This window comes from Enterococcus sp. PLH-Efm8 (genome assembly GCF_053011625.1).
Map to the genome: position 1 here is coordinate 1,720,971 of NZ_CP172568.1, position 14,845 is coordinate 1,735,815.

The window sequence follows — 14,845 nt, forward strand, 5'->3', positions numbered from 1 at the left end:
GAAAATGAAAAAGAAGGTGTGTAATGGAAAACGAAACTGACGTTATTTATATTCATCCTCAAAAACGAATCGTTTCACAGAAAAGAAAGTATTTTTATCTTGGTTTTACAGGTGTTTTTTTCTTTTTATTGGCTTGCTTTCTAATACTCCTACTGATAATTGGAGTGGATTGCTAACTATTCTTACCTCGCCAAGCAATCTTTTGACAGATTATTTTGCTTTAGGCGGTTTCGGAAGCGCATTCATAAATGTAGGGATTTTGACCTTACTTTCTGTGCTTTTAGCTTATCGGCACAAGGTGATTTTAAACGGTCCCTTATTTGCTTCGATTCTAACAGTTACCGGTTTCTCTTTTTTTGGCAAAAACCTTTATAATTCTATCTCAATCATTTTAGGTGTGTATCTATACGCTGTATTTGTCAATAAACCTTTTTCTCAGTACATCATGATCGGACTGTTTGGTAGCGCATTATCACCGGTCGTTAGTTATATCACTTTTGGTATGCGTTTTCCTTTACTGATAGGTATTTTATTGGGGAATTTAGCTGGCATAGCAATTGGTCTACTTCTTCCGCCCTTAGCTGCTCAAACTTTAGTTTTCCATCGTGGATTCACACTTTATAATATTGGATTCACCTCTGGGTTGATTGCGATGACTTTTACTGCTGTTTTGAGGTTATTCAGCTATTCAATCGTCGAAAATACATTGGTTTTCAATGAATATCACTTTCCTCTCATTTGGATTATTTTTGGCTTTTTTTCGCTGACAGTCGGAATTGGTTTCTATTATAATTCCTTTCGGCTTTTGGGGATTCGAGAAATTTTCGATTCATCTGGAAAATTGACAACTGATTTCATTGCTAATTCTGGTATTGGTGCTACTTTGATCAACATAGGCTTAGTTGGTCTGATGCTGTCTTCTTATGTTTTGCTGGTTGGCGGTCAGTTAAATGGACCTGTCATCGGTGCTATTTTATCTGCGGTGGGTTTCAGTGCTTTTGGTTGTCATTTAAAAAACAGTTTTCCGATACTAGTCGGAATATTTATTGCTTCTTTGTTTGGAACTTTTCATGAGATCACCAGTACTGGCATGCTTGTTGCAGCTGTGTTTGGGACAGGTCTCGCGCCCATAAGCGGTTTTTACGGCAGTTTTTACGGTGTAATAGCTGGTGTACTACATATTGCTCTTGTCCATAACGTCAGCACTTTGCACGGAGGACTAAATCTATATAACAGTGGTTTTTCAACTGGTTTCGTTGCAGGTATCCTTGTACCGATACTAGATAACTTTACCGCTGTCAGAAAGGAAAAAAAGACACTTGGAAAAAGAATTATCAAAAAGAATCATCGATGAGCTTCTTACTTATTTATATTCCCATGAAATAACTGAAATACGTATTGGAGTAGAATTTGCTGAGGAAGGGCTTTTCATAGAGATACAGGGTACGGCAGAAACTCAGCCAGAAGATTTAGATGTACTTGCTGATTTGCTGAACAATCCTCGGGACCCTAGTATGGAAATCTATTATCAAGAACTATTAGGTAATCCCCGACATGATCGGGAAGATTATCATCTGTTAGGTAGTTTGATTGATGACGTGGAAATCATGTATGCCCAGCCGATTATCAATATTAAGATCTTTCGACGTGCTTCTCATTCCTATTATTAACCCTATTTTCTATTTATAAAAGACTGAATCAAAAAAGCAGCTCCTGAAAGTTCGATTAAAATCTACTTTCAGGAGCTGTTCAAGCTTGACATTATTGATTTTCCAATCCTTCATACACTTCATCTGTTACAGGTTCTAAAAACTCTGAATTACCAGCAGTGATCGCCAAATGTTCAAACCAACTGTCTTTTGTCGCACCATGCCAATGTTTAATCCCTTTGTGCGTTACGACGACATCTCCAGCCATTAATCGTCTTGCTGGCTTTCCTTCTTCCTGATACCAGCCTTCTCCTCCGGTCACAAGTAAGATTTGATAGCCGTCTTTATGGACATGCCAGTGATTGCGACAACCTGGTTCAAAAGTTACATTACCTACACCAACAGAAACTTCGGGATCATTCACTAACATATTCAGATAGCTTTACCCGGTAAATACTTGAGCGTAAGCTTCGTTTTTTTCACCTGCTGGAAAAATCACGCCATTGTGTATTTCTTCGTGTTTTGTCGTCATTTACGCCTCTTTCTTATCTTCGCTATTTTCTTCTAAATAGATTTCTTTTGCTAAACTAAAAGCTGACCAAGCTTTTGGCCATCCTACATAAAAAGCTAAATGGGTAATGATTTCTGCTATTTCTTCACTAGTAATGCCATTTTGCTTGCCAATCTTCAGATGAGCTGGCAATTGTTCAAAATTTCCTCCTGAAATTAATGCAGATATGGTGATGATACTACGCTGATGAGCAGATAATTCTTCTCTGGACCATACTTGTCCAAATAAAACATCATCATTCAATTCTGCAAATTTTGGTGCAAAATCTCCTAATTGATCTCGTCCTGCGGTTTGTTTTTCTGCCATTTCTCTTATTCTCCCTTCACGACTGTTAGGTGATTCAACTATGGTTCTAAGGCAACTTTATTTTCTATTGTTTCTTCGCATTTCATTTTAAATGTAGTCTTTCAGCCTGTCCAATGCTTAGTTTATTCAGTCGATATGCTTTTTAAGCATAGTTGCTAACGCTTTTTTTATTCGCCGATTGTAAAATTAAGCTAGACAACTAAAAAAGTCATTTGTGCTACACTCAAAATAGTTCCGACCAAAGAATTATAAGGAGTGAGTACAAATGACCTATACCCATCTTACAACGGATGAACTTGTAATAATAGAGTCTTATTTCAAAATGAATCAATCTGTTGCTAAAACTGCCCATTGCTTGAATCGTTCAAGACAAACGATCCATAAAGTATATCTGTTCTTCAAGCAAGGAAAATCAGCCTTAGAATATTATCAACAGTATAAGAAAAACAAATCAAACTGTGGTAGACGTCCGCTTGTTTTACCCGAGGAACAATCAGAATATATTCAAAGAAAGGTTGTTCAAGGATGGACACCCGATGTGATTGTTGGTCGTGCAGCGTTTCCTATTAGTTGTTCTGCTCGTACCATTTATCGTATGTTCAAAAAGGGGCTATTTGATTCTTCTGACTTACCGATGAAAGGCAAGCGTAAACCGAATGGACATCAAGAAAGACGTGGAAAACAAACTTTCCGCCGCTCTATTCATGAACGTGAAAAGGATTATAGCCAATTCTCAAATGAGTTTGGTCACCTTGAAGGTGACACTATCGTAGGTCTGAAACATAAAAGTGCTGTAATTACCTTAGTTGAACGATTATCAAAAGTTATCATCACATTGAAACCGTGTGGTAGACAAGCGATTGATATTGAAAAAAAATTAAATCAATGGTTTGAATCTGTACCGAAAAACCTATTCAAATCCATCACTTTTGATTGTGGAAAGGAATTTTCAAATTGGAAACAGATCAGTAATGTCAATGATATTGCCATTTATTTCGCTGATCCAGGAACGCCGTCTCAAAGAGGCCTAAACGAGAATTCTAACGGATTGTTACGTAGAGATGGTTTATTGAAATCTATGGATTTCAATTCAGTAGATGAATTTTTTATTCAATCTGTCGCATCTAAACGAAATAATATTCCTAGAAAATCACTGGATTATCGAACACCTTTGGAAGTATTTTTGAGTTACGTAAGTATTGATGATCTGTCTAACTTAATTTGACAATTAAGAATTTTAAAAAAAACAAGTTATTAAATAAGTCTTTAGTTGGATGTTTTTTTGAGATCAATCTTTTATACTTATGATGAACTTACAAAATTGTTTGTTTTCTGTCATATCAAAAAATGGCGCAGTTAGTTGCTTTTCTAGTAAAGTATAGTTAACAAAGAACCTCTAAGGAGTTGATGAATAATGAATATTGCTGCCTCTCGAAAACTGATAAATTTCATATCCATTATCGGATTAGGCCTATCAATCGCGCTGACGATTTATTTTATTAATTTAGGTGTTTTCAAAGATTTGAATGCGTTAAGAGGATTAGTAGGTGATTCCATCATTTTAGGACCGATTATTTTTGTCTTCATCCAAATCCTGCAAGTAGTTATTCCAATCATTCCTGGAGGGATCAGTACTGCAGCTGGTGTCCTGATATTTGGCCCTTATGCTGGATTTATCTATAACTATATTGGAATCTGCATTGGTTCGATTATCATTTTTCTGCTAGGGCGTCGTTATGGAAAGCCATTCATACTTTCCATGATTAGCGATAAGACATATAACAAATATATTGGCTGGCTGGATAATCAAAACCGTTTTGAGAAGCTGTTTGCTCTAGCTATTTTTCTTCCAGTTGCTCCTGACGATGCGTTATGTTTGATGGCTGGATTGACAAACATGTCAGTGAAACGATATACACTAATCATTTTGATTGCTAAACCACTGTCGATTTTCTTATATAGTATGGCCTTGATTTATGGAGGTCAATATCTAAGTGGTCTTCTTGGATAATATTTATTTTGTAAAATTAGTCATTGATTGACAATGTTAAATCTGGGAAAGGGTCTGCAAAACACACTGCACCCTTTCCTTTTTCATTAGATTTGCGCTACAATGTGAAGAGCAGGTGATAGGATGAATTATTTGAAACGTAGCTTAGGTAATGCTTGGGACTTTTTAAAAGGAACACAAGCTTATTTCCGTGATGTCTTGCTGATGCATGGCTTTATTTTATTTATTTGTTTACCCTTATTGAGCAGTACGACCCGTTTTATTTTACACCGAGGGGCAATTGACTATTTGTCTTATGACAATATTCCTTCAATTTTTTCTCAACATCCTGGGGTTCTACTCTCGTTAATCGTAGTTTTGATGACGATTTTACTGTTAGTTTATTTCGAATTTACTTTTCTTTTGATGAGTGTTTTTTTTATTAAAAAGAAAGAACCAATCTCTTTGAAGCAACTCTTACACTTGACGATACTTCAGCTGAAGAAAGTGAGACCCATTACTTTTTTGTTTTTCCTTGCTTATTTTTTATTGATTCTACCGATCAGCGGATTAAGTTTTAATTCTGATCTACTGTCAAAAATAAAAATCCCCGCTTTCATTATGGATTTTATTTTTGCTAATCGTTGGATCATCGTCAGTTCCTTTTTACTCGTTTATATTTTCCTTGGCTATATTGGGATTCGACTGATTTTTGCTTTACCGGAAATGATTCTACGGGATCGTCCTTTTCGAGCAGCCATTCGGGAAAGCTGGTCATTGACCAAATCGCGTCTTTTGGCCATCACGGGCCAATTTATTGTGATTGGCGGTACGATTTTACTCCTTTCTTCTTTAGGATATATCGTTGTTATTTTGGCACAAAGTATGGTTGAACAATTTTTCCCAGACTATGCATTGATCAGCGCTGTGTTTGCTATGACGCTTTTACAAGGGATTTTATTATTCAATATCGTGATGTCTACCGTAGGGATTTTTTATATCATTGTTGATTTCATGGATGACGAAGGCTTCTTGCCTGAGATCCCTAAGTGGTTTATCCCACAAGCCCCCAACTTGCGTTTCTCTGCGCTGAAAAACACTGGTTTGACTCTTTTTGCAGTTTTTTTCGGTATTGGCGTCTGTCTTTACAATATGGATTATCTGACTTCAGCTGTTCAGACAAAACCAGTGACTGTCTCTCACAGAGGTGTGAGTACCCAAAATGGGGCGCAAAATACTTTAGAAGCACTTGAAAAAACAAGCAGAGACTATCATCCTGATTATGTAGAGATGGATGTTCAGGAAACAAAAGATGGTCATTTCGTAGTGATGCATGATGCAAATCTTCGTCACTTAACAGGGGTAAATGGAACACCACAGGATCTTACATTGAAAGAATTGACAAATCTTACAGTTACTGAAAACGGAGTGCAAGCCCCTGTTTGTTCTTTTGATTCTTATTTGGAAAAAGCACATAAGCTAAACCAAAAATTACTTATTGAGATCAAGACCTCTAAAAAAGATTCGGATGACCTTGTCGAACGATTTGTCCATAAATACCGCAAAGTTATCTTAGAGAACCATCATATTTTGCAAAGTTTGACGTACCAAACCGTTTCAGATTTAAAAGAAGCAGAACCAAACTTTTATGTGGGCTACATCTTACCTTTCAATATTGTTGGGCCCCCTGTGACGCCTGCTGATTTTCTGACAATGGAATATAGTACGATCAACCGTAACTTCATTAATTCTGCCCACCAAGACGGAAAAGAAGTATATGTATGGACAATCAACGATTCAGATGCTATGAGTCGCATGATGTTTTATGGTGTGGATGGTATCATAACCGATGAGATGGGACTACTAAATGAAAGTGTGAAACAAACAGATGAAGAAATCACTTATTCAGATAAACTGCTAAATTTTGTTTTGGGAGTCGGCTAATCAAAAATCGTTAATGAAAAAAGTCTTTATACAACAAAAAACGCATAACCTGCCACCGCAGGTATATGCGTTTTTTGTTTGACGCTCATAATGTGTGCTTAACTTTCTCTTGATTCCTTCATCGCACGAACAATAGCTAAAATAGCAGGAATTGCAGAGATCACTGCAAGAATAATTCCCATTTTCCCTGAACTTTTTCTTTTTGGCATATCTTCTCGCTCCCTTCTGTCTTTATTTATATTATAAGGGAGTTCTTGCGAATTCTCAAAAATACTGTTTAAGAAACCAATTCAGCAGGTGCGCTAATATCACAGAATTTTACGAGCATGCGATACTTGCTTTCATTGATAAGTTGATAGTCTCGTTGGTCATAACTTTCAACATACACGACAGCCGTGTTGATATATGTACGTTCAATACAGCCGATTAGTTCATGAGATACTCCGATCGGTTTGCATATATAAGATCTTCCTACTTCTGCTTTTACCATTTCATTCCCTCTTTTCTTTATTTTTATTTTGTTTTTTCTTTATTTTATAATAACAAATTACCTTGTATTTGAAAACGTTTTTATCCATTTTTTTATTTTTTATTTTGAGTATCTTTCTGCTTTTTAGATAACTATTTTTTAACACGATCTTAGACGTTGTGACAAAAACGTTTGTTTATATTCCTATGTTGTTCGTGCGTTTTTTTCTTTATATTGCTAAGTTATTTATAAAGAGGTGAGCATATGATTTATATTCAAGCAATAGTATTTGTAACCTTGATGATTGGGCTACTTATCGGATTAAAAGAAAATAGCTAAACCATTTAAGAAAAAATAAATAAGGAAAATGATAAATGCTTTTTAATTGCATCAAAAAACGTACGATGCTAAACTTGGTATAAGTTCGAAAGTTTAAAGGAAACTTTCAAGAACTAAATTACATTACAAAGGAGATGAATTTTATGACGTTTACAAAAACAAATATGCAATACCGCGTAGCTTTTGATACAACTTCTAACCGTTTTATGGCGATTGATGCACAAAACGAAAATAACGTTGCGTTTGGTATTACAATCGAACAAGCAGTCCGAGCATTAAACGAATCTAGATAAGGAGTGAACCATTCCAAATGGCGACTGATGAGATCTCGGAAAATCAATAAAAGACGTTTGTAACGGTAATCCGCGACAAACGTCTTTTTGTATTCATTACATATATTTGGAAATTGTCTCTCTTTATCTCTAGACCTAAACAAAAACACAAGTTCTAATATCAACCATCTCGTTTTTTATGACAATTTTGTTAGCTGTTTCGATGATAATATTCCGTTATTATCTGTATAATATTTAATATAATCTTAATTGTCAAATTAAGTTAGACAGATCATCAATACTTACGTAACTCAAAAATACTTCCAAAGGTGTTCGATAATCCAGTGATTTTCTAGGAATATTATTTCGTTTAGATGCGGCAGATTGAATAAAAAATTCATCTACTGAATTGAAATCCATAGATTTCAATAAACCATCTCTACGTAACAATCCGTTAGAATTCTCGTTTAGGCCTCTTTGAGACGGCGTTCCTGGATCAGCGAAATAAATGGCAATATCATTGACATTACTGATCTGTTTCCAATTTGAAAATTCCTTTCCACAATCAAAAGTGATGGATTTGAATAGGTTTTTCGGTACAGATTCAAACCATTGATTTAATTTTTTTTCAATATCAATCGCTTGTCTACCACACGGTTTCAATGTGATGATAACTTTTGATAATCGTTCAACTAAGGTAATTACAGCACTTTTATGTTTCAGACCTACGATAGTGTCACCTTCAAGGTGACCAAACTCATTTGAGAATTGGCTATAATCCTTTTCACGTTCATGAATAGAGCGGCGGAAAGTTTGTTTTCCACGTCTTTCTTGATGTCCATTCGGTTTACGCTTGCCTTTCATCGGTAAGTCAGAAGAATCAAATAGCCCCTTTTTGAACATACGATAAATGGTACGAGCAGAACAACTAATAGGAAACGCTGCACGACCAACAATCACATCGGGTGTCCATCCTTGAACAACCTTTCTTTGAATATATTCTGATTGTTCCTCGGGTAAAACAAGCGGACGTCTACCACAGTTTGATTTGTTTTTCTTATACTGTTGATAATATTCTAAGGCTGATTTTCCTTGCTTGAAGAACAGATATACTTTATGGATCGTTTGTCTTGAACGATTCAAGCAATGGGCAGTTTTAGCAACAGATTGATTCATTTTGAAATAAGACTCTATTATTACAAGTTCATCCGTTGTAAGATGGGTATAGGTCATTTGTACTCACTCCTTATAATTCTTTGGTCGGAACTATTTTGAGTGTAGCACAAATGACTTTTTTAGTTGTCTAGCTTAATTTTACAATCGGCGTAATAAAAACCCGTGGTGCTAGTTAATTTTTTCCTAGAGGAAAATGTCTAAACATGTTGGTAAATCAACAAAAAAACGCATATAGTAGTCTCAAAACTCCCAAGAAATGAGGACTACATATGCGTTCATCAAAATATACTGAACATTATACAGATACTTTTATAACATTCAAGGAAATTATGAGAACTGTTTCTAACATATACCACAATTGTGTACCAGATAAGATTAAAAACCGAAGAAATACTGATAAACTGAAGCAACGCGATACAGTGATTATTGCTTGTGTTATATGGGGCATAATTAATGGCTATACTAGCCAAAGAGCCACGTATAGAGCGGTTTGTTCCGTCTTATTTCCTAATGGTGACTTTCCTAGTAGGAGTCGATTCACTCGCTTAAGTTCAAACTTAGCTTACACTATCAAGATTATTCGATACTTTTTCATCAAGAAGCTCACCAAAGGTGAACTAGTCGGAATTATAGATAGTTTTCCTAGTCCATTATGTAAACCAGTTAGAAATAGACAAGCAAAACTATTGAATCAAATAGCCAAAGTTGGCTATAACTCAACAAAAAAATCTTATTTTTATGGTCTTAAAATTCATATGATCGTTACTAAGACTGGCTTTCCGATTACTTACTCAATCACGAATCCAGGTGTCCATGACGTGAAAGTGTTAGAGACTTTATCGGAAGAAGCGAATCTTCCCAATATCCTAGGGGACAAAGGATATATTAGCCATAAAATCCATGAAAAGCTTGCCCTTAAGGGCATTACTATATCCGTTCCGCCACGTAAAAACATGGATAAATCAGAAAAACTAGACCACAGCTTACTTGGAAAACAAAGAAAAACAGTTGAGACTGTTTTTTCTTCCTTAGAAAAATTAGGTTGTCAAAATTTCAACTCACGTTCTGTTAAAGGGCTAGAGAGTAGATTTGAAAGCATATTACTGGCTTACAGTGTTCTATTAAGTCGAGCACAACGACGTTTTGAAGGAACTTTGAGATATTCTTTAGGATATTAAAATTAACTAGCACCACGGGTATAATAAAAATAAAAAAGGAGATCTTTCATGAAAAAAATTTTAGGGTTGATCGTTATCATATTGATTGCTTTTATAGGATGGAAAGGTTGGGACTACTATCAGTCTACTTATGTAGGTAAAGATTATTATGCGGTAGTCAAAGCTCCAATGCCTGCAGAAACTGATATCAAAGCAGATAATGGGGAAGTAATTGGAAGAGGTTTTAAATACAACGTAGATGCTTATGCTGAAAACGGTGAAAAAAGACAGTTAGATTTCGATGTCATTACTTCTGGTGACTCTGCCAATGGTTCTGCTTACCCCGAAGGAACGATCTTGCAGTTGAAAGCAAGCGAAAAGCGGATCATAGAGAAAAAAGTAATTACCAGCGATAAGGTACCCTCATCTGTAAAAGAAAAATTAGGCCTATCTTAAGCTAAGAATATATCGCAAAAAAGCACTCGAAGTGAGTGCTTTTTTGCTTACTGATTCTAGAAAACAAAAAAACAGAATTAACCTTCGAAGTCAGCCTCACTGTTCTTAAAGTCCTAAAACAAACTAAAGAGCAAGGCAATCAATCGATTTCTATACAAACAAGGGACTGTGACAAACGTCTTGTCACAGCCCCTTATTCTGAATAAACGATGCAGTATGTTTGAGTACCTAAATGGGTACCAGTTTTCATTTTAAAGCGAACATGTTTCTATCACTGATTATTTAAATCTAGCGAAAAACCCTTATCTTACAGGCGTTCGTTCAATTCTTTAGCAAGATCTTCAAAGCCTGGTTTGCCTAGAAGTGCGAACATGTTTTTCTTGTAAGCTTCTACACCTGGTTGGTCGAATGGGTTGATTCCATTCAAGTAACCTGAAATACCTACAGCAATTTCAAAGAAGTACATTGTATAACCCAATGTATAAGCATCCATTTCTGGAATTTTGACTAGCAAGTTAGGCACGTCACCGTCTGTATGAGCAAGCAATGTTCCTTCAAATGCTTTTGTATTTACGAAGTCCACTTCTTTTCCTTGCAAGTAGCCTAGACCGTCTAAATCTTCTGCTTGTTCAGGAATTGTGATTGATTTACGAGGTTTTTCAACCTTCACAACTGTTTCAAAAATATTGCGACGTCCTTCTTGGATGAATTGTCCTAAAGAGTGCAAATCAGTTGAGAAGTTTGCGCTTGAAGGATAGATGCCTTTTTGGTCTTTTCCTTCAGATTCACCATACAATTGTTTCCACCATTCTGAGAAGTATTGCATTCCTGGTTCATAGTTGATCAACAACTCAGTTACTTTGCCTTTACGGTAAAGAATGTTGCGCATTGCTGCGTATTGGTAAGCTTCGTTTTCTTCTAGTTTGTCGCTTGAGTATGCTTTGCTTGCATCAGCGGCACCTTGCATCAATGCATCGATATCTGCACCACTAACAGCGATTGGTAACAAACCAACAGCAGTTAATACAGAGAAACGTCCGCCGATGTCATCAGGAATCACGAAAGTTTCCCAACCTTCTGCATCTGCTTCTACTTTAACTGCACCTTTTGCTTTATCTGTTGTAGCGTAGATACGTTTGTTTGCTTCTTCTTGTCCATATTTCTTAACAAGAAGCTCTTTGAATACACGGAACGCAATCGCTGGTTCAGTAGTTGTTCCAGATTTTGAAATAACGTTTACTGAAAAGTCGCGATCACCGATTACTTCGATCAAGTCAGCAATATATGTTGAGCTGATTGAATTTCCGGCAAAGAAGATTTGTGGTGCTTTTCTTGTGTTGCTATCTAATAAATTGAAGAATGTGTGATTCAAGAAGTCGATCGCTGCACGAGCGCCTAAATAAGAACCACCGATACCGATAACAACTAATACTTCAGAATCAGATTGGATTTTTTTAGCTGCTTCTTTGATACGTGCAAATTCTTCTTTGTCATAGTTCGTTGGTAAATCGATCCAGCCGCGGAAGTCGCTTCCTGCGCCAGTACCTTCCCGTAATTCGTTGTGGGCTGCTGTTACTTGGCTTTGCATGTACCCTAACTCTTGTTCGTTGACAAACGGTGCTACTTTTGAATAGTCAAAATGAATGTGTGCCATTTGTTCTCCTCCTTATAGGTTTACTCTACAGGTAATACTTTACGTTTTTTTTTATTATTTTTCAAGCAAATAAACAAAATGCTGACAATATTTCCAAGAAAGTTTCATTTTTCAAACTAAACCTTCTGCTGCCATTGCTTTGGCAACTTTTTCAAATCCAGCAACATTTGCTCCAAGAAGCAGATTTTTTTCGTCGCCGTACTCGGCTGCTGTTTGGCGACACGTATGGTAAATCGTTTCCATGATTTGATCCAGCTGCTCATCCACTTGCTCTCTTTCCCAAGTCAATCGCTGGACGTTCTGACTCATTTCTAAAGCAGATACTGCTACTCCTCCAGCATTAGCAGCTTTTCCTGGACAATACCACACGCCTGCTTCATGAAGAACAGAAACAGCTTTTACTGTACATGGCATATTAGCGCCTTCTGCTACGATTTTGATCCCATTTTCTACTAAGATTTCGGCCAAGCTTTCGTCTATTTCATTTTGAGTAGCACATGGCAAAGCGATATCCGCTTTTTCTTTCAATGTCCAAACAGATTCTCCAGCATGATAAATAGCAGAAGGACGTTGGTTTGCGTATTCCGTCAAACGTTGTCTATTGATTTCTTTGACTTCTTTCAATAGTTTCACATCTATTCCTTCTGGATCATAGATGTACCCGCTAGAATCTGAACATGTAACAACTTTCCCGCCTAGCTCTTGCACTTTTTCGATTGCATAAATGGCTACATTCCCGCTTCCGGAAACAAAAACTGTTTTTTGATTAAATGAATCTTTTTCTTCGTTCAATAGATGTTTGACATAATACACTAATCCATAACCAGTAGCTTCCGTACGTATCTTACTTCCCCAAAAATCCAAAGGTTTACCTGTCAACACACCAGTATCATATTTTTTCAATCGTTTATATTCGCCGAACAAATAGCCGATTTCTCTAGCTCCTACACCGATATCTCCCGCAGGAACATCAATCGATGGGCCGATATGTTTTGACAATTCCAGCATGAAACTTTGACAAAAACGCATGATCTCATTATCAGATTTTCCTTTAGGATCGAAGTCACTTCCGCCTTTTCCTCCACCGATTGGCAGACCGGTTAAACTATTCTTGAAAATCTGTTCAAAAGCCAAAAATTTCAAGATACTTAGATTGACACTAGGATGGAAGCGCAATCCACCTTTATAAGGGCCGATAGCTGAGTTGTATTGGATACGGTACCCTCTATTTACTCGCCAGTTTCCTTCATCATCTTGCCAAGGCACTCGAAATTGAATAACTCTTTCTGGTTCCGTTAAAAGTTCTAAGATATTCTTTTCGATATATTCGGGATGAGTGTCCAAAAAAGACATAACCGTGGGCATGAATTCATCGATTGCTTGTAAAAATTCTTCTTGCCCTTGATCCTTTTGATGTAGCTTTTCTTGAATTGCTTGAACATATTCTGTTGCGTTTGTCATCGTTCCACGCTCCTTTGCTTATCTTCCCTCATTTTAGCTCATTTTCTCTTTTGGCTCAAAACATTTTTTTCTGTTTTCTTTCTTCAGATATGCTACACTTTCCTTGAGGTGAGGGAATGGAAAAACTGTATGATGTGATCGTAGTCGGCGCTGGAACAAGCGGGATGATGGCAGCGATCAGTGCAGCTGAACAAGGCGCACGCGTACTCTTGATCGAAAAAAACAAAAAAGCAGGAAAAAAACTACTGATGACAGGTGGTGGTCGGTGCAATGTTACGAACAATCGTCCTGTTGATGATTTGATTGCACATATTCCTGGAAATGGAAAGTTTTTATATAGTACGTTTGCGCAATGGAATAATTTCGATATCATGAACTTCTTTGAATCACAAGGCGTACATTTAAAAGAAGAGGATCATGGACGGATGTTTCCTGTAACAAATAAATCAAAAACGATTATCGAAGCATTGCTCAATCGTCTGAAAGAACTAGATGTGACGCTTCTATTCTCTACTCGAGTAGAGAAATTGATCCACAAAGAACATAAAATTTACGGTATACGCACGGAATTCGAAGAGTTCCATGCTCCTGCCATTATCTTAACAACTGGTGGACGGACTTATCCATCTACTGGTTCTACTGGAGATGGGTACAAGATCGTGAAGCGAGTGGGTCACACGGTGACGCCTCTTTATGCGACAGAGTCCCCCTTGATATCGGATGAACCGTATATTCAGGAGAAAACACTTCAAGGGCTTTCTTTACAAGACATCACTTTACGCGTTTTAAATAAAAAAGGTCGTGTATTGACTGAACATACGATGGATTTACTTTTCACCCATTTCGGTATTTCTGGTCCGGCTGCACTGCGTTGTTCAAGTTTTGTCAATAAAGAATTAGAGAAAACGGGAGAACCAGTGACACTTTCTCTGGATTGTTTCCCTACACAAACCAAACAAGAGCTTATTCATATATTGACAGAAAAAAGTAAAGCAACCAAAAAGAACTTGGTCAATGCTTGGCATGGTATATTGCCTGAGCGATTGTTAGTTTTCTTTCTTGAGCGGCTTGAAATGGATCATCTGACAGGACAACAAGCCTCTCAAAAACAAATTCAAGATTTTGTTCAACTATGCAAAGAGTTTAAGCTATCAATCAACAAAACTTTTCCTATTGAGAAATCATTTGTAACTGGCGGAGGGGTTTCTCTAAAGGAAATTTATCCTAAAACATTGGAGAGTAAAATCATTGATGGTCTGTATTTTGCGGGAGAATTACTGGATGTCAATGGTTATACTGGCGGCTTTAATATCACAGCGGCTTTCGCTACAGGGCATGTAGCAGGAATGAATGCCGGGCAAAGAGCATAATGTATAAAAAAGAAAGAAGGAGACTGGACAA

Annotated in this window: 13 protein-coding genes and 2 pseudogenes; 9 read left to right on the forward strand and 6 right to left on the reverse strand. The window is 36.8% G+C overall.

All coding sequences use genetic code 11. The features are described 5' to 3' along the window. The first annotated feature begins 23 nt into the window (after positions 1–23). Both ACIFUW_RS08630 and ACIFUW_RS08635 read left to right on the forward strand, forming a co-directional pair. Positions 24–1,354, forward strand: a pseudogene (locus ACIFUW_RS08630) (DUF1576 domain-containing protein). Continuing rightward, on the forward strand, positions 1,320–1,670 hold the full coding sequence (locus tag ACIFUW_RS08635) for a hypothetical protein (protein ID WP_002296335.1): 351 nt from the start codon (positions 1,320–1,322) through the stop codon (positions 1,668–1,670). Before ACIFUW_RS08630 ends, ACIFUW_RS08635 begins: the two are co-directional and overlap by 35 nt. Before the next feature lie 91 nt (positions 1,671–1,761). Here ACIFUW_RS08635 and ACIFUW_RS08640 read toward each other — a convergent pair. Further along, positions 1,762–2,181 (reverse strand): annotated as a pseudogene (locus ACIFUW_RS08640) (cupin domain-containing protein). Then, a complete protein-coding gene (locus ACIFUW_RS08645) occupies positions 2,182–2,526 on the reverse strand; it encodes a carboxymuconolactone decarboxylase family protein (protein ID WP_002296337.1) in 345 nt (114 codons plus the stop codon). It abuts the pseudogene before it with no gap. A 265-nt stretch (positions 2,527–2,791) separates the two neighbouring features. On the opposite strand from ACIFUW_RS08645, the gene ACIFUW_RS08650 reads away from it, so the two are divergent. The 3 genes from ACIFUW_RS08650 to ACIFUW_RS08660 all read left to right on the forward strand — a co-directional run bounded on the left by ACIFUW_RS08650 (position 2,792) and on the right by ACIFUW_RS08660 (position 6,460). Continuing rightward, the gene (locus tag ACIFUW_RS08650) at positions 2,792–3,751 is read left to right on the forward strand and encodes an IS30 family transposase (RefSeq protein WP_002301399.1); all 960 of its coding nucleotides are present in this window, start codon (positions 2,792–2,794) and stop codon (positions 3,749–3,751) included. A 189-nt stretch (positions 3,752–3,940) separates the two neighbouring features. Beyond that, positions 3,941–4,537: a TVP38/TMEM64 family protein gene (locus tag ACIFUW_RS08655; protein WP_002287776.1), complete on the forward strand. Its 597-nt coding sequence runs from the start codon at positions 3,941–3,943 to the stop codon at positions 4,535–4,537. 123 nt (positions 4,538–4,660) lie between these two features. Further along, positions 4,661–6,460, forward strand: a complete 1,800-nt coding sequence (locus ACIFUW_RS08660; RefSeq protein ID WP_002287775.1) for a glycerophosphoryl diester phosphodiesterase membrane domain-containing protein — start codon at positions 4,661–4,663, stop codon at positions 6,458–6,460. A 277-nt stretch (positions 6,461–6,737) separates the two neighbouring features. Here ACIFUW_RS08660 and ACIFUW_RS08665 read toward each other — a convergent pair whose 3' ends face one another. Continuing rightward, entirely contained in the window at positions 6,738–6,950 is a 213-nt protein-coding gene (locus ACIFUW_RS08665) for a hypothetical protein (protein WP_002297633.1), read from the reverse strand. 461 nt (positions 6,951–7,411) lie between these two features. On the opposite strand from ACIFUW_RS08665, the gene ACIFUW_RS08670 reads away from it, so the two are divergent. Further along, entirely contained in the window at positions 7,412–7,561 is a 150-nt protein-coding gene (locus ACIFUW_RS08670; RefSeq protein ID WP_002293931.1) for a hypothetical protein, read from the forward strand. Positions 7,562–7,813: 252 nt separating this feature from the next. Here the strand turns inward: ACIFUW_RS08670 and ACIFUW_RS08675 are convergent, their stop codons facing one another. Next, positions 7,814–8,773, reverse strand: coding sequence for an IS30 family transposase (locus ACIFUW_RS08675; RefSeq protein WP_002311774.1), 960 nt, complete (start codon positions 8,771–8,773; stop codon positions 7,814–7,816). Positions 8,774–8,985: 212 nt separating this feature from the next. Here ACIFUW_RS08675 and ACIFUW_RS08680 point away from each other — a divergent pair, with 212 nt between their 5' ends. Together ACIFUW_RS08680 and ACIFUW_RS08685 are read left to right on the forward strand one after the other, a co-directional pair. Then, positions 8,986–9,894, forward strand: coding sequence for an IS982-like element ISEfm1 family transposase (locus ACIFUW_RS08680; RefSeq protein WP_002326704.1), 909 nt, complete (start codon positions 8,986–8,988; stop codon positions 9,892–9,894). A 48-nt stretch (positions 9,895–9,942) separates the two neighbouring features. Continuing rightward, positions 9,943–10,329: a YxeA family protein gene (locus ACIFUW_RS08685; protein WP_002288573.1), complete on the forward strand. Its 387-nt coding sequence runs from the start codon at positions 9,943–9,945 to the stop codon at positions 10,327–10,329. 307 nt (positions 10,330–10,636) lie between these two features. Here the strand turns inward: ACIFUW_RS08685 and ACIFUW_RS08690 are convergent, their stop codons facing one another. Both ACIFUW_RS08690 and gdhA read right to left on the reverse strand, forming a co-directional pair. Continuing rightward, a complete protein-coding gene (locus ACIFUW_RS08690) occupies positions 10,637–11,983 on the reverse strand; it encodes a glucose-6-phosphate isomerase (protein WP_002288574.1) in 1,347 nt (448 codons plus the stop codon). 111 nt (positions 11,984–12,094) lie between these two features. Continuing rightward, positions 12,095–13,444, reverse strand: a complete 1,350-nt coding sequence (gene gdhA / locus ACIFUW_RS08695; RefSeq protein ID WP_002288575.1) for an NADP-specific glutamate dehydrogenase — start codon at positions 13,442–13,444, stop codon at positions 12,095–12,097. 116 nt (positions 13,445–13,560) lie between these two features. Here gdhA and ACIFUW_RS08700 point away from each other — a divergent pair, with 116 nt between their 5' ends. Next, positions 13,561–14,814: a BaiN/RdsA family NAD(P)/FAD-dependent oxidoreductase gene (locus ACIFUW_RS08700; RefSeq protein ID WP_002288576.1), complete on the forward strand. Its 1,254-nt coding sequence runs from the start codon at positions 13,561–13,563 to the stop codon at positions 14,812–14,814. Positions 14,815–14,845 lie beyond the last annotated feature (31 nt).